This is a genomic window from Amycolatopsis sp. NPDC098790, from assembly GCF_044759945.1.
Classification (GTDB): domain Bacteria; phylum Actinomycetota; class Actinomycetes; order Mycobacteriales; family Pseudonocardiaceae; genus Amycolatopsis.
Genome location: NZ_JBIWAI010000002.1, coordinates 1,897,142 through 1,912,552, shown reverse-complemented (window position 1 = coordinate 1,912,552; position 15,411 = coordinate 1,897,142). Strand labels below are relative to the sequence as shown.

Genomic DNA, 15,411 nt, shown 5'->3' with positions numbered 1-15,411 from the left:
GTTCCGATGACGCTCGACCGCACCACGCCGCGCCGGACCCGCGTCGGGCTCGTCTCCGGCGGGCTCGGCGCGTACTGGCCGCAGTTCCCTTCGCTGTTGCCGCAACTGGAGGCCTCGGCTCGGCGCGTCTCGGAGAGACTGTCCGAGATGGACTGCGAGGTCGTCGACGCCGGCTTCGTCTCGGACGCGGTCGAGGGCGCGGCCGCGGCGGAAAAGCTCCGGGTGGCGGGGTGCGACCTGATCGTCGGGTTCCTCACGACGTACCTGACGTCCAGCATGCTGGCGCCGGTCGCGCAGCGGTCGGGCGCGCCGGTGCTGCTGCTGAACCTGCAGCCGACCGAGGCGATGGACCACGAGTCCTTCGACACCGGCGCGTGGCTGGCGTACTGCGGCGCGTGCCCGCTGCCGGAGATGGCCAACGCGTTCCGCCGGCTGGGCGTCGAGTTCCGCTCGGTGTCCGGCTACCTCGAGGACGCCCGTGCCTGGACGAAGATCGAGCGGTGGATCAAGGCGGCCGGCGTGCGGGCGGCGCTGCGGCACGGCCGCCACGGCCTGCTCGGGCACCTCTACCCGGGCATGATGGACGTCTCCACCGACCCGACCCTGGTGTCCGGCCAGCTCGGCGGGCACGTGGAGATCCTGGAGATCGACGACCTGCGCGTGCGGGTCGAAAAGGTGTCCGACGCCGACGCGGCCGCAAGGATGGCACTGGCCCGCGAAGTGTTCACTGTGGACGAGTCCGTAGTGGACGAAGACTTCGCCTGGGGCGCGAAGGTTTCCGTGGCGCTCGATCAGCTCGTCTCGGACTTCGCACTGGATTCGCTGGCCTACTACCACCGCGGCCTGGACGGCGAGACCCACGAACGCGTCGGAGCCGGGTTCATCCTCGGCGCGTCCCTCCTGACCGCGCGCGGCATTCCGGCCGTCGGCGAGTACGAGCTGCGGACGTCCCTGGCCATGCTGGTCATGGACCGGCTCGGCGCGGGCGGCTCGTTCACCGAGCTGCAGGCGCTGAACTTCCGGGACAACGTCGTCGAGATGGGCCACGACGGCCCGGCGCACCTCGGCATCAGCGCGCGCAAGCCGCTGCTGCGCGGCCTCGGCGTCTACCACGGCAAGCGCGGCTGGGGCGTGTCGGTCGAGTTCGACGTCAAGCACGGCCCGGTGACGCTGTGCGGGCTCGGGCAGCGGCGCGACGGGACGTTCACGCTCATCGCGTCGGAAGGCACGGTCGTGCCCGGGCCGCTGCTGCGGATCGGCAACACGACGTCCCGCGTCGACTTCGGCTGCGACCCGGGGGAGTGGACCGACGCCTGGTCGGCCAGCGGCATCGCGCACCACTGGGCGCTCGGCACCGGCCACCGCGTCGGCGAGCTGACGGCCGTCGCGGACCTGCTCGGCCTGGAGCTGACCGTGGTGAACCCGTGAAGCGGGTGGCGGCCGTCGACCTGGGCGCGTCCAGCGGGCGCGTGATGGCCGGGACGGTCGGCGCGTCGGTGCTGGAGGTCTCGGAGGTCCGCAGGTTCGCCAACGGCGGGGTCCAGGCGGGACCGGTGCTGTACTGGGACGTCCTCGGGCTCTACCGCGAGACCCTGGCCGGCCTCCGGGAAGCCGGGGCCCTCGACGGCGTCGGCATCGACTCGTGGGCGGTCGACTACGGGCTCTTGGACGAGCGGGGCGCGTTGCTCGGCAATCCCGTCTGCTACCGGGATCCGCGCACCGACGGGATCACCGTCCCGGTGCCCGACCGGGAGCTGTACGACGTCACGGGGTTGCAGCAGCTGCCGTTCAACACGCTGTACCAGCTGGTGGCCGAAGGCGACCGGCTCGACGCGGCGCGGACGATGCTGCTCATCCCGGACCTGCTGAACTACTGGCTGACCGGGGAGATCGGGGCGGAACGCACGAACGCGTCGACCACGCAGCTCTACGACGTGCGCGCGCGGACCTGGGCCACCTCGCTCGCCAGCCGCGTTGGTATTCCGCCGCGGCTGCTCCCGCCGTTGCGCGATCCCGGCACGGTGGTGGGCAAGGCGCGCGAACTGTCCGGGTTGCCGGTGATCGCGGTGGGTTCGCACGACACGGCGTCCGCGGTGGTCGCCGTGCCCGCTTCGCCGGGGACGAACTTCGCGTACATCTCCTCGGGCACGTGGTCGTTGGCGGGTTTGGAGCTGCCGTCGCCGGAGCTGAGCGACGCCGCGATGGCGGCGAACTTCACCAACGAGGGCGGCGTCGACGGCACGATCCGCTTCCTGCGCAACGTGATGGGCCTGTGGGTGCTGTCGGAGACACTGCGGACGTGGTCCACTTCGGACCTTCCGGGGCTGCTCGAGGCGGCGGCCGCCGCGCCCGCGTTGGCGGCGGTGGTGGACATCGACGCTCCCGAGTTCCTGCCACCGGGGGGCATGCCTTCGCGGATCGCCGCTGCCTGCGAGGCGACCGGTCAGCGCCCGCCGTCTTCGCGAGGTGCGGTGGTCCGGTGCATCCTGGACAGCCTGGCGCTGGCCTACCGGCGCACGCTCCGCCAGGCGTCGTCGCTGACCGGCCGCCCGATCGACGTGGTCCACATCGTCGGCGGCGGCGCCCGCAACGAGCTGCTGTGCCGCTTGACGGCGGACGCGTGCGGGGTCCCGGTCCTGGCGGGCCCGGTCGAGGCGGCGGCGCTGGGCAACGTCTTGGTCCAGGCCCGGGCGCTGGGGGAGGACCTGCCGGACCTGGCGTCGATGCGGACTTTGGTGCGCGAGACGCAGGAGATCCGCCGTTACGAGCCCTCGGGTGCCGACGACTGGGACGCGGCGGAGACCCGGCTGCGCGGCTGATCCGCGACCGGAGTCAGAGCCAGCCGCGGTCGTCGGCGATCCGCACCGCCTCGACGCGGTTGCGCGCGCCGGTCTTCGTGATCGCCGCCGAGACGTAGTTGCGCACCGTTCCTTCGGACAAGTACAGCCGCGACGCGATCTCGGCGATCGTCGCGCCGGTCCGGGCCGTGACGAGGACGTCCCGCTCCCGCGCGGTCAGCGGCGACTCGCCCGCCGCGAGCGTCGCCACCGCCAGCGCCGGGTCCACCACCCGCTCGCCGGCCCGCACGCGGCGGATCGCGTCGGCGAGGACGTCGGCCGGGGCGTCCTTCACGACGAAGCCGGCCGCGCCCGCGTCCATCGCCCGGCGCAGGTAGCCCGCGCGGCCGAACGTCGTGAGCATGACGACGCGGCAGTCCGGCACCTGCGCGGCGAGCACCGCCGCCGCGGAGAGGCCGTCCAGGCCCGGCATCTCGATGTCCAGCAGCGCGACGTCGGGCCGGTGCTCGCGGGCCGCGTCGACGACCTCGTCGCCGCGCCCCACGGACGCGACCACCTCGAAGTCGTCCTCGAGCGCGAGGAGCGCGCACAGCGCCTGGCGGACCAGTTCCTGGTCGTCGGCGAGCAGCAGGCGGATGGTCACACCGTCACCCGCAGCCGCCAGCCGCGTGGCCGCACCGGCCCGGCGCGGAACTGCCCGCCGGCGGCTTTGACCCGCTCGCGGAGCCCGGCCAGCCCGGAACCCTCTTCGGGAGAGCCGCCGACGCCGTCGTCGACGACCTCCACAGTGGACTCCGAGACGGTGACCGTGCAGCGGGTCGCCCGGGCGTGCCGGGCCACGTTGGTCAGGCCTTCCCGTACGACCCACCCGAAGAGCTCCTGGTGCGCCGGCCCGACGACGTCGGTGGCGGTCGGGAGGTCGGCGGCGACGCCGCACGCGCGCAGCAGCTCGCGGCCGCGGGCGAGCTCACCGGCCAGCGTGACGTCGCGGTAGCCGGACACCGCCGCGCGGACGTCGGTCAGCGCCTGGCGGGCCAGCGTCTCCACGGCGGTCATCTCCTCACCCGCGCGGGCGGTGTCGGCGTCGACGAGCCGCCGGGCCAGGGTGCTCTTGACGGTGATCGCGGTGAGCGAGTGGCCGAGCAGGTCGTGCAGGTCCCGCGCGATGCGGGTGCGTTCGGCTTCCGAGGCCAGCCGCGCGACCTCGGCGCGCGCCTCGACAAGGGCGGCGTTGGCCCTGACCGCTTCGGCGAAGGCGTAGACCACGAGCACGGTGAAGACGAGCGCGACGGCCTGCGTCCAGCCCGCGGTGCCCCACAGCACCCACGGGACCACCAGCGCGGCGACGGCGGCGACGACCACGAGCGCACCCCCGTGCCGCGGCAGCCGCGGCACGGCCAGGGACACGACGACGATGGCGAGGAAGAACGCCTCGGCGTGGGCGAAGGGGAGCGTGGCGGCGAAGAGGACGGCCAGTACCCCCACGAGCGTCCAGAACCGGCGCGCGGCGCGTTGCGCGGCGGCCCGCGCGGTGAAGGCGTAGCAGCCCGCGAAGACGGCGACGAGCGCGCAGCCGGCGACTGCGGCGCGGCCCGCCGAGTGCTGGAGCACGCCGGGCACGGTCACGGCCGGGTAGACGAGCATGCCCGCGTCGAGCACCATCACCCGCCAGCCGCGCACCCAGCGCTGCACGTCGGCCGGTTCCGTCCTGTCCACCTCCGGCACGCTACCGGGCCCGGACGCGCCGGCCGTTGACGAGCACCGTGACACCGAGCAGCAGCAGCCCGCAGACGGCCTGCTCGATCCGCAGCCACATCGGGAACAACCCGGGCAGGGCGACGATCACGACGATCGCCACGAGCATCACCGCGGCGACGATCCGGAGTCTGAGCAGGCCCTTGCGCGACCCGCGGGCGGCGCTGCGGGCGAAGGCGAACGTCAGCAGCGAACTGGCGACGACGAGGGTGGCGCGCACCCAGACCGCGTCGGTCACCAGTGCGTGGTCGTTCCGGAGGAGCACGATCGCGGCGAGCGTGAGGACGCTGAGCGCGGCGTAGCCGCCGGTGAGCAGGAGAACGGGCCGGAAGGCGGTGGTGGTCATGCCGGAAATGCTGGTCTTCGGAGTGGGTTCGGGGGCAGTGCCGTCCCGCATCGGCCGTCCATGACATTTGTCAGCGGCACGGCGTCGGGCCCAGGACTGGGAGAGCGCTCTCACAGCGTGCTACAAAGGTGAGGTGACGACGCACCCGCCCTCGGCGCCGCCGACCTTGGAGGACGTCGCGCGGGTCGCCGGCGTCTCGCGGGCCACGGTGTCCCGCGTGGTCAACAGCGTGCGCAACGTCGACCCGAAGCTGCGGGAGACCGTCGAACGCGCGATCGCCGCCACCGGGTACGTGCCGAACCGCGCGGCCCGGTCGCTGGTCACGCGCCGCACCGGCGGCGTGGCGCTGGTGGTGTCCGAGCCCGAACGGCACATCGAGGCCTTCGGCGGCGTGTTCGGCGACCCGTTCTTCGGCCGGGTCGTCGAAGGGGTGATCGCGCACCTGCGCCCGCAGGGCCTGCACCCGCTGCTGATGCTCGTCGACAGCGACGAAGAGCGGGAGAAGCTCGTGCCGAAGCTGCGGCAGGAGCAGGTGAGCGGGGTGCTGCTGATCTCGCTGCACCCGGCGGAGGACCCGTTGCCCCGGATGCTGACCGACGCGGGGGTCCCGACGGCACTGTTCGCGCGCCCCGGCCGTCCGGCGCCGGTGAGCTACGTCGACGTCGCCCACCAGGACGGCGCCCGGCTGGCCGCGGACCGCCTGGTGGCCCGCGGGTGCCACCGGGTCGCGACGATCGCGGGCCCGGCGGGGACACCGGCGGGCCAGGACCGGCTGGCCGGGTTCCGCGACGCGATGGCCCGCCACGGCCACGCGTACGTGGCGGTCGCCGAGGGCGACTTCACCGAGCACGGCGGCGAGCGCGCGATGGAGCGGCTGCTGGCCGAAGAACCGGCGCTGGACGGGCTGTTCGTGGCCAACGACCTGATGGCGTACGGCGCGTTGACGGTGCTGCGCGAGGCCGGGCGCCGAGTCCCGGACGACGTGGCGGTGATCGGCTTCGACGACAGCCGGGTGGCGCTGAGCTGCCGGCCGAGGCTGACGACGGTCCGCCAGCCGGTGGAGGAGATGGGCGCGGCGATGGCCCGCATGGTGCTGGAGCGCATGGGCGATCCGGACCGGCGCGCGGAGTCGGTGATCTTCGACCCGGAGCTGGTGATCCGCGACTCGGCTTGACCCGGTACCACCCCGCCCCGGTCCGGCGTCGCGAATGTCGCATTCGCGGCACCGGAGGTCCCGAATGCGACATTCGCGACCTCCGCGCCCGCCGGAGAACCGCGAACTCCGCAATACCAGCCGTGCCACCGGTTCGCCGCGCTACTCCGCGCGCGTGGCCTGCCGGGCACCGGCTCCGGCCTGTCCGGACAGTTCCGCCCACCGGTCTGGACACGCGACCGCCCGCTGTGCTCAGATCGAACCGCCTTTTCCAACGTTGTAAAACTCACCGGAACGGAGTTCCGCCTTGCGGCCGAGAGCAGTGAGATCCCTCCACCTGGTGAGCGTCCTGGCGGTCGCCGCCGCGGTCGTCACCGTCGCGGCGCCCGCCGATGCCGGACCCGCCGCGCGCGGAACCGTCGCCGCCGGGAACGCGCGCTTCCAGGTCCTGTCGCCGACCCTCATCCGCACCGAATACGCGGGCGACGGCCGGTTCACCGACGCCGCCACCTTCAACGCCGTCGGCCGCGGCTCGTTCACGCCCCCGCCGTTCACCTCCACGACGGCGAACGGCGTGCTGACCATCCGCACGAGCGCGACGACCCTGACCTACAAGCTGAACTCCGGCCCGTTCGACTCCGGCAACCTCCAGATCCGGACGACCGCCGGCGCACCGGTGACCGCCGCGCCGTGGCGCCACCTGACCTGCGCCACCGGCGCGCTCTGCGAGGCCGAAGACCTGACCGCCGACGGGCTAGGCACCGCCACCGACCACACCGGCTACACGGGCGAAGGCTTCCTCGCCGGCTTCGAAAGCACCGGCACGTCGGCGACCGCCGACGTCGTGGCCGCCACGGCCGGGACGTACAACGTCACCGCCCGCTTCGCGAACGGGGTCGGCGGGGACGGCCAGCACGTCACGCGCACCCTGAGCGTGTCCGTCGACGGCGGCGCGGCCCAGAAGCTGAGCCTGCCCGCGACGGCCGACTGGAACAGCTGGACCACCGCTTCGGTGCCGGTCACCCTCACCGCGGGGCGCCACAACCTCCGCCTCGAACGGACCGCGAGCGACTCCGGCAACGTCAACGTCGACGCGATCGCGGTGCTGCCGCCGGGCGCGTCCTTCCCGCCGGCGTCGGCCCGCGCGTTCACCGGCTGCGCCCTGGATGTCAGCTGTGAAGGCGAATCCGCCCTCCGCACGGGCTCGGCCGTCGTCGCGACCGACCACGCCGGGTACGCCGGACGCGGGTTCGTCGCCGAGCTGAACCGCGGCTCGTCGCTGACCCACCGCGTCGTCGACGTCCCCGCCGCCGGCACCTACCAGCTGGACGTCCGGTACGCCAACGGCACCGGCGGCGACGGCCTGCACCAGACCCGGACCGCGACGGTCGCCTCGGCCGGCGTGACGCGCACGCTGTCGATGCCGGCCACCGCGAACTGGGACACCTGGGGAACCGCGTCGGTCCCGGTCGACCTGCGCGCGGGCACGAACGACGTCGTCCTCGGCTGCCCCGACGACGCGAGCTGCCACGTCAACCTCGACACGGTCGCGGTGACGCGCACCGGCGCGGCGGTCCCGCAGCCGCACCTCGCGCTCGGCGGCTACCGCCGCGGCCTCGACGGCGTCAACGGCGACAACGGCACGCCGTCGCTCACCGAAGGGCTCCTGCACCAGGACGGCTGGTACCTGCTCGACGACAGCCCGTCCGCGCTGTACGACACCGCGACCGAACGGGTGACGCAGCGGCCGTCGCACGCCGGAAACCCCTACCAGGACGGCTACGCCTTCACCTTCGGCCACGACTACAAGGCGGGCCTGCGGGACCTGGCGACCCTGACCGGGCCGTCGGAGCTGCTGCCGCGCTGGGCGTACGGCGTCTGGTACTCGGAGTACATCGACCGCACGGCGGCCGACTACCGCGACAAGATCCTGCCGAAGTTCCGCAGCGAGGGCGTCCCGCTGGACGTCCTGGTGACCGACACCGACTTCAAGGCGCCGGACACGTGGAACGGCTGGCAGTTCGACACGGCCAAGTTCCCCGACCCGGCGGCGTTCTTCGCCTGGTCGCACTCGCAGGGCCTGCACAACACGCTGAACATCCACCCGAGCATCATGGGTTCGGACCCGCAGTTCGCCCGCGCGCAGGCGACGGCGAAGGGCAAGCTGGCGAAGTCGAACTGCGGCACGGACTGCTACGTCTTCGACTGGGGCGACCCCGACCAGCTCAAGGCGTACCTGGACCTGCACGGCCGGATGATGGACCAGGGCAACGACTTCTGGTGGCTCGACTGGTGCTGCGACGCGGCGAAGTCCAGCCTGCAGGGCGTCACGCCGGACTCGTTCATCAACCAGAAGTACGCCGACCTGTCCGCACCGGCGATCGAGCGGGGCTTCGCGACTTCGCGGGCGTACGGCTCGCTGCAGGCCGGCGGGTACGGCGGCCCGGTCGGGCTGTCGACGGGACCGTGGGCGGACAAGCGCAGCACGGTCCACTTCACCGGGGACACGTCCTCGACGTGGGGCACGCTGCGGATGGAGGTCGGGATCACCCCGGCCGAGTCGGCCGCGACGGGCCTGTCGCCGATCAGCCACGACATCGGCGGCCACAACGACACGACCGGGCTGCGCGGCAGCGAGACCTACACCTCCGGCGGGCAGCAGCACCAGACGTTCAAGCTGCCCGACGACCTGTACGCGCGCTGGGTCCAGCTCGGCACGTTCCAGCCGATCGACCGGCTGCACAGCAACCACAGCGACCGGCTGCCGTGGCAGTACGGCGACGCGGCGAAGGCGTCGGCGACGAAGTTCCTGAACCTGCGCGAGAACCTGGTGCCCTACACCTACACGCTGGCCCAGCAGGCGGCGACGACGGGCGTGCCGGTCGTGCGGCCGACGTACGTGGAGTACCCGGACGACCCGGCGGCCTACGCGGCGGCGTCGAGCGAGTACTTCTACGGGCCGGACCTGCTGGTCGCGCCGGTGACGTCGCCGGGCACTTCGGCGACGACCTCGGTCTGGTTCCCGCCGGGGCAGTGGACGGACTACTTCAGCGGCAAGGTCTACCAGGGCGGCTCGACCCAGCAGGTGACGGCCGACCTCGGGACGATGCCGGTGTTCGTCCGGGCGGGCGGCATCACGGTGACCCGCACGGCGGACGTGACCAACGACGTCCAGAACCCGCTGAACCGCGCGACGGTGACGGTGGCGCCGGGTGCGTCCGGTTCGTTCTCGCTGTACGAGGACGACGGCAGCTCGTCGAAGCACAGTTCGACGACGCGGATCACGTACTCCGAGCGGCGCGGCGCCCACACGGTGACGGTCGAGCCGACGCGGGGCCGGTCCCAGGTCGCTTCGCGCGAGTGGACGGTGAAGTTCCTCGGCGTGACGTCGGCACCGGCGCGGGTCAAGATCGGCGAGGGCTGGGCGCCGTCGCGGAGCTGGAAGTGGGACGCGGCGACGCAGACGCTGACGGTCACGGCCCGCGGTGGGCACGGACCGGTGACCGTGACCTACTGAGACTGCCGGCGGGCGGAGCCGGTACGGCCGTCGAGGCCACCACGTGGGGTGGTGGCCTCGACGGCGCCCGGCTCGGTCACCCTGTGGGCTGAGTGACCTCACGGCCCGAGCCGCGCTCGTGGCGACGCGCGGCTCGGGCCGTTGCTTCGTCTCCGGTCAACCGAGACCGGTCAGTGCCTGCTCCTGCCGCGCCCCTTCGGCGCCGACCTCACCGGCGAGTTCCCGCGTCTGCGCGTCCCCGCCCGAGGTCTGCTCACCTTTCGCCAGCACCACGAGCTGCGCCGCATGCGCCCGCAGCAACGCGACCAGCCGCCGGTCGAAGTCCTCCCCGGTCCCGGTCCGCAACGCCACCAGGTCCGCCGCCGTGACCATCCCCGGCATCCGGTGTCCACTGTGGACGTCCGCGGCCGGCAGCCCCGCCCGGTCGCGGGCCGCCGTCAAGCGCGTCAGCAACCGCTCCGACGGTGCCGCGACCGAGTCCGCGGCCGCCCGCACCGCCGGCCCGGCGTGGGACGGCGCCAGCCGGGCGGCCGCCAGCGCGTTCTCGGTCATCGGCACCACCAGCTGCAGCCACGCCACGTCGGTCGGGTTGAAGGCCGAAGCGGCGGGGACGGTGGGGACGGCGGGGGCGGGGCCGGTGGTGGCGCAACCGCCCATGATCAGCGCCACCACCGCCGCCCCCAGGAACGGCCGTCTCACGGACGGCCGGGCAGCCGGTAGTTCGGCCCGAGCACCGTGCCGCGGTCCGGCTTGTAGAGGTCGTACCCGCGCGGGTCGCACTGCAGGCCGCCGTTGATGCAGTGCTTCACCAGCGCCTCCAGCGTCGGCGGGTCCCACGCGTTGAAGAAGTCGTAGTGCCACGAGTACCCGCGCCCGCTGGCCAGGTGCACGCCGGACATGTCGCCGCTGACCGGGAACGCCATCTTGAACTCGAGCATCGGCACCGGCACCGGGTGGTCGGCCGGGCACGTCAGCGTCGGCCGGTCCGGGTACGCCATGTGGCTCTTGTGGTCGGCCGAGTCCAGGTGGACGCCGTCCCAGCAGCTCGGCGCCTGGTACCGGATGTTGAGCTGGCTACCGGCCACGCACCGCACGGGGATGTCCCAGTTGTGGAAGCTGTCCCCGCACTCCCAGCCCTCGACGGCGCCGGTCGCGTGCTGGAACTCGTCCTGCGTCGCGGTGACGCTGCCGACGACGTACCGCAGCCCGGGCGGGAACGGCACGACCTTCGTGTAGTCGAGGATGCCGGACTTGTAGTAGACGACCTGCGCGAAGTTCGGCAGCACGACCTGGTTGCCGTTCAGGACGGTGGGGAACCAGTACGCGGACAGGTCGTCCGGCGCCAGGCACGTCGTGGCGCCGACGCCCGCGTTCTGCAGCGACTGCAGGGTGGTCGCCGCGTTGGTGGTCTTGTTGCCGAGGAACGTGTGGTCGTGCGACGCGCCGGGCAGCCCGGGGAAGACGATCGGGTCGTCCGGCTGGTGGTGGCTGGGGGAGCAGTTGACCTGGAACTCGTGGTGGGTCACGAGGTCGTCCGCCCCGGCGGGCGACCAGGTGGCCGCGGTCAGGAAGGCGCCTGCCAGCACGGTGGCGGCGGTGCAGGCGAGGAGCGCGATTTTCGATGCCAAGGGTCCTCCACGGTGAGGTGCCAAGGGTGGGAGAGCGCTCTCCCACAGCATGCGCACCGCGCCCTCGCCGTGTCAAGGAGCACCCGGATCGGTCGCCGGACAGTCATTGTCGAGTTGACGCGCGAATCTTGACAACGCGGGGGCGCTTGCCGAACCATCGATCGCGCCGGAGAGCGCTCTCCCTCTCCGTTCCCCTTGTCGTACGGGAGTCATCGTGGACCGACCGTCGCTCCTCCGTGCCGTCCCCGCGCTGGTGGCCCTGCTGGTGCTGGGCCTGCTCGCCGGCCCGTCCCCGGCGCACGCCGCCACGCTGCTGTCCCAAGGCAGACCGGCCACCGCGTCGAGCAGCGAAGGCGCGGGCACACCGGCGTCGGCGGCCGTCGACGGCAACGCCGGCACCCGCTGGGCCAGCGCCTGGAGCGACCCGCAGTGGCTGCAGGTCGACCTCGGCGCGCCGGCCGACATCAGCCAGGTCACCCTGAACTGGGAAGCCGCCTACGCGACCGCATACGAAATCCAGGTCTCCGACGACTCCGGTACTTGGCGGACTGTGTACAGCACGACGACGGCGGTCGGCGGTACCCAGAACCTCGCCGTCACCGGCCACGGCCGGTACGTGCGCTTCTACGGCACCCACCGCGTCGGCGGCTACGGGTACTCGCTGTGGGAATTCCAGGTCAGCGGCACCCCGGGGACGCCGACGCAGGACGGCCCCGGCGTCACGCGGGTGACCGGGACTCAAGGCAACTGGCAGCTGACGGTCGACGGGACACCGTGGACCGTCAAGGGGCTGACCTGGGGCCCGCCGGTCGGCGAAGCGGCCGCTCGGATGCCCGAGCTGCACGCGATCGGCGTCAACACCGTCCGCACCTGGGGTACGGACGGCAGCAGCCGGCCGCTCTTCGACGCCGCCGCGGCCAACGGCATCAAGGTCGTCGCCGGCTTCTGGCTGCAACCCGGCGGCGGGCCGGGCAGCGGCGGCTGCGTCGACTACACGACCGACACGAACTACAAGAACACGATGCTCGCCGAGATCCAGAAGTGGGTCGGCACCTACAAGGCGAACCCCGGCGTGCTGATGTGGAACGTCGGCAACGAGTCGATCCTCGGGATGCAGAACTGCTACTCCGGCACGCAATTGGAGCAGAACCGGATCGCCTACACCCGCTTCGTCGACCAGGCCGCGCAGGCGATCCACGCGATCGACGCCAACCACCCGGTCACCTCGACCGACGCCTGGACCGGCGCGTGGCCGTACTACAAGGCGTACGCGCCGAGCCTCGACCTCTACTCCGTCAACTCCTACGCCCAGGTCTGCCAGGTGAAGCAGGACTGGCTCGCGGGCGGCTACACGAAGCCGTACATCATCACCGAGACCGGCCCGGCCGGCGAGTGGGAGGTGTCGAACGACGGCAACGGCGTGCCGACGGAACCGACCGACCAGCAGAAGCGCGACGGGTACGTCAACGCCTGGAACTGCGTCCTGGCCCACCCCGGCGTGGCGCTCGGCGCGACCCTGTTCCACTACGGCACCGAAGGCGACTTCGGCGGTGTCTGGTTCAACATCACGACCGGCAACGAGAAGCGGCTCTCCTGGTACGCCGTCCGCAGGCTCTACAGTGGACAGACGAACGGCAACACGCCGCCGGTGATCTCGTCGATGAACCTCAGCCGCGTCACCGACGTCCCGGCCGGCTCGACGTTCACCCTCACGGCGAACGTGTCCGATCCGGACGGTGACCCGATCGCCTACACCATGGGCTACAACAGCAAGTACATCAACAACGCGTCCGGACTGATCCCGGCGCAGTTCACCGGGAGCGGCACGTTCACCGTCACCGCGCCGCAGCAGCTGGGCGTCTGGAAGATCTACCTCTACGCCCGCGACGGCCACGGCAACGTCGGCATCGAGACGCGCTCGCTGCGCGTGGTCGCCCCGCCGGTGCCGGGCACGAACCTGGCCCGCGGCAAGGCGACCACGGCGTCGACCTACCAGGCCGACGGCCCGGGCGCGCCCTACCCGCCGCAGGCCGCCACGGACGGCGACACCGCGACGCGCTGGGCGAGCGCGTGGGCCGATCCGCAGTGGCTGCAGGTGGACCTGGGCAGCCGTCAGGCGTTCGACCACGTCCAGCTGATCTGGGAGGCCGCGTTCGGGAAGGCCTACGAGATCCAGGTCAGCGACGACGCGGCGAACTGGCGGACGGTGTACTCGACGACGTCGGCCGACGGCGGAGCCGACGACCTTGCGATCGCCGCCGCCGCCCGGTACGTCCGGCTGTCGGCGACCCAGCGCGGCTCCGCGTACGGCTATTCGCTGTACGAGCTGGGCGTCTACCGGCGGTGATCGACCCCGGGACCACGCGGAAGAGGTGACGTCGCGGGTCGGCGCCACCGGGCTGGAACTCCGGCCCGGTGGCGCCTCGGAGGTGCTGCGTTCCCTTGTCACGGCGGTACTTTTGCCGAACCACCCCACCTCCCCGGCCCGCTACCCTCCCGGCCATGGTGGACACGACGACCCGGGTGGTCCCGCTCTCCCGCGCCCGCCGCTGGACGTGGGTCCTCGTCGTCGTCGCGGTCGCCTTCGCCGCCTGGCACGGCTACGGCATCACCGTCGCGCCCGAGCGGCCCTTCTTCTGGATCGGCGTGGTGCTCGACGTCCTCGTCGCCGTCGTCGCCTGGCTGCTCGGGCGCGCCTGGCCACCCGCGGCGACCTTCGGCCCGGACGCCCTTGCCTTCGAGCGGACGCGAATCCCGTACACCACCATCACCGACGTCCGGCGCGGGGCCGTGTCGGCCAAGCCGTTCTGGCTCGCCTTCTGGATCCCGACGTCCCTGGTGGTCGGGCTGATCGTCGCGCTCCGGCCGTCCGGCGACTTCGACCGCGAGGTCGTCGAATTCCGCGCCGACCAAGGTCGCGTGCGCACCCGGTGGCGCGACTACCGGGCCGCCGAGACGTTCCGCGCCGCCCTGCGCGACAAGCTTCCCGACCTCGAAGTCCGGTACGGCGTCGAGCCCGCCGCGTACGCGCGCGACCACTCACCGCGCCTCGGCGTCGGCGGCGGCTTCCTCGCCTTCGCGCTCGGGATCTGGCTGTTCTTCGGCACCTGGTTCGGGCTGCAGCTGCTCGACCAGTCCCTCGACCGCGGCCCCTACCCGCCCGGACCGACGTCGGCGGCGATCAACGAGCTCGCCGCCGGCCTGTCCGGTTTCGCGCCGCTGCCGGGCGTCGCCCCCGACTTCACCGAATGGCCGTGCAGCCGCACCAACGACCTCGTGCTCGGCCCGGACCCCGGCGCCGCCGACCTGCACCTCAAGCTGGTCGGCGCGACACCGGCGGCCGGCGCCGTCGAAGCGCGGCTCCGGCAGGCGGCGGGGATGGACCCGGACCAGTACCTCGAGCGGCTCGGCCCGGACGACGTCGACTTCGAGGTCGACATCCCCGAGGACGACGACCTCTACGTCGAGTTTTCCACCGGCTGCGTCACCGACGACGCCGTGCCGGGCCTGCGCGAAGACCTCGCGAAACTGGCCACGGCGATGGGAGCGCGCTGAGGTGGGGCGGCGCGGCGGGAACAGGGTGGGGCGCGTGGCCACCCCCAGCGACCACGTGACGTCACCCCGCGGCCGCTGCGCCACCCCGGCATCCGGTGTCCTGTTTTCGAAACACCGAACAGGGGTATCGTAGTCTTTCCGGGACAGGCTGTGTCAAGTTTTCGGGACAGCTAGGCTGACGGTTGTCACGTTTCAAGGCTGAAGGTGGTGTGTGGTGAGCGACGAACGCAGTTTCGCGGACCGGCTGGCGCAGTTGATCGCGACCGTGCACCCGCCGGACCGCAAGCCGTACTCCTACCGGGAGATCGCGCACGGCGTCGCCGAGCAGACCGGCGTGACGATGTCGGCGACGCACGTCCAGCAGCTCGCCGTCGGCGCGCGCAAGGACCCGAAGCGCTCGCACATCCAGGCCCTCGCCCAGTTCTTCGGCGTGCCGGTGACGTACTTCTTCGACGACGAGGTCGCCGGGCAGGTCGACCGCCAGGTCGAGGACGTCGTGGCGTGGCGCGACACCGAGGCCCGCAACCTGGCGCAGCGCGCGATGCGGCTCTCGCCGCGCGACCGCGAAACCGTGACGGCGCTGCTCGACCAGCTGGCCGGCTACGACGAGACCCGGCACCGCGAGGGCCGCCGCCGGAAGCCGGAGTGACCGCGCGCGG

Annotated in this window: 12 protein-coding genes; 7 read left to right on the top strand and 5 right to left on the bottom strand. The window is 72.5% G+C overall.

Annotated features, from left to right (window positions below):
- Positions 1–6 precede the first annotated feature (6 nt).
- Both ACIQWX_RS22605 and ACIQWX_RS22600 read left to right on the top strand, forming a co-directional pair.
- Positions 7–1,428, top strand: coding sequence for an arabinose isomerase (locus ACIQWX_RS22605; protein ID WP_400874197.1), 1,422 nt, complete (start codon positions 7–9; stop codon positions 1,426–1,428).
- Positions 1,429–1,433: 5 nt separating this feature from the next.
- Complete coding sequence (locus ACIQWX_RS22600; protein WP_400875860.1) at positions 1,434–2,819, top strand: rhamnulokinase family protein; 1,386 nt, start codon at positions 1,434–1,436, stop codon at positions 2,817–2,819.
- Between the two features lie 13 nt (positions 2,820–2,832).
- On the opposite strand, the gene ACIQWX_RS22595 is transcribed toward ACIQWX_RS22600, so the two are convergent.
- The 3 genes from ACIQWX_RS22595 to ACIQWX_RS22585 are packed head-to-tail and all read right to left on the bottom strand — an operon-like array spanning position 2,833 to position 4,899.
- Positions 2,833–3,441 carry a response regulator gene (locus ACIQWX_RS22595; protein ID WP_400874194.1) on the bottom strand — a complete coding sequence of 203 codons (609 nt, stop codon included), beginning with the start codon at positions 3,439–3,441 and terminating at the stop codon, positions 2,833–2,835.
- A complete protein-coding gene (locus tag ACIQWX_RS22590) occupies positions 3,438–4,514 on the bottom strand; it encodes a sensor histidine kinase (RefSeq protein ID WP_400874192.1) in 1,077 nt (358 codons plus the stop codon). Before ACIQWX_RS22590 ends, ACIQWX_RS22595 begins: the two co-directional genes overlap by 4 nt.
- Before the next feature lie 10 nt (positions 4,515–4,524).
- Positions 4,525–4,899: a hypothetical protein gene (locus ACIQWX_RS22585; protein ID WP_400874189.1), complete on the bottom strand. Its 375-nt coding sequence runs from the start codon at positions 4,897–4,899 to the stop codon at positions 4,525–4,527.
- 133 nt (positions 4,900–5,032) lie between these two features.
- Here ACIQWX_RS22585 and ACIQWX_RS22580 point away from each other — a divergent pair, with 133 nt between their 5' ends.
- Complete coding sequence (locus ACIQWX_RS22580; protein ID WP_400874187.1) at positions 5,033–6,073, top strand: LacI family DNA-binding transcriptional regulator; 1,041 nt, start codon at positions 5,033–5,035, stop codon at positions 6,071–6,073.
- 319 nt (positions 6,074–6,392) lie between these two features.
- Positions 6,393–9,569, top strand: a complete 3,177-nt coding sequence (locus ACIQWX_RS22575) for a TIM-barrel domain-containing protein (RefSeq protein ID WP_400874184.1) — start codon at positions 6,393–6,395, stop codon at positions 9,567–9,569.
- A gap of 156 nt (positions 9,570–9,725) precedes the next feature.
- Here ACIQWX_RS22575 and ACIQWX_RS22570 read toward each other — a convergent pair whose 3' ends face one another.
- Together ACIQWX_RS22570 and ACIQWX_RS22565 are read right to left on the bottom strand one after the other, a co-directional pair.
- A complete protein-coding gene (locus tag ACIQWX_RS22570) occupies positions 9,726–10,268 on the bottom strand; it encodes a DUF305 domain-containing protein (protein ID WP_400874181.1) in 543 nt (180 codons plus the stop codon).
- A complete protein-coding gene (locus tag ACIQWX_RS22565; protein ID WP_400874178.1) occupies positions 10,265–11,197 on the bottom strand; it encodes a DUF1996 domain-containing protein in 933 nt (310 codons plus the stop codon). The genes ACIQWX_RS22570 and ACIQWX_RS22565 overlap by 4 nt, the downstream gene beginning before the upstream one ends.
- Positions 11,198–11,411: 214 nt before the next feature.
- Here ACIQWX_RS22565 and ACIQWX_RS22560 point away from each other — a divergent pair, with 214 nt between their 5' ends.
- The 3 genes from ACIQWX_RS22560 (at position 11,412) to ACIQWX_RS22550 (ending at position 15,401) form a co-directional block, all read left to right on the top strand.
- Positions 11,412–13,544 (top strand): discoidin domain-containing protein, encoded by a 2,133-nt coding sequence (locus ACIQWX_RS22560; protein WP_400874175.1) that lies wholly within the window; start codon positions 11,412–11,414, stop codon positions 13,542–13,544.
- Positions 13,545–13,699: 155 nt separating this feature from the next.
- Positions 13,700–14,752 (top strand): hypothetical protein, encoded by a 1,053-nt coding sequence (locus tag ACIQWX_RS22555; RefSeq protein WP_400874172.1) that lies wholly within the window; start codon positions 13,700–13,702, stop codon positions 14,750–14,752.
- Between the two features lie 214 nt (positions 14,753–14,966).
- Complete coding sequence (locus ACIQWX_RS22550; RefSeq protein WP_400874170.1) at positions 14,967–15,401, top strand: XRE family transcriptional regulator; 435 nt, start codon at positions 14,967–14,969, stop codon at positions 15,399–15,401.
- Positions 15,402–15,411 lie beyond the last annotated feature (10 nt).

Coding starts and splice junctions, on each gene's coding strand:
- ACIQWX_RS22605 (WP_400874197.1), top strand. CDS start 7: ATGACGCTCGACCGCACCACGCCGCGCCGGACCCGCGTCGGGCTCGTC.
- ACIQWX_RS22555 (WP_400874172.1), top strand. CDS start 13,700: ATGGTGGACACGACGACCCGGGTGGTCCCGCTCTCCCGCGCCCGCCGC.
- ACIQWX_RS22585 (WP_400874189.1), bottom strand. CDS start 4,899: ATGACCACCACCGCCTTCCGGCCCGTTCTCCTGCTCACCGGCGGCTAC.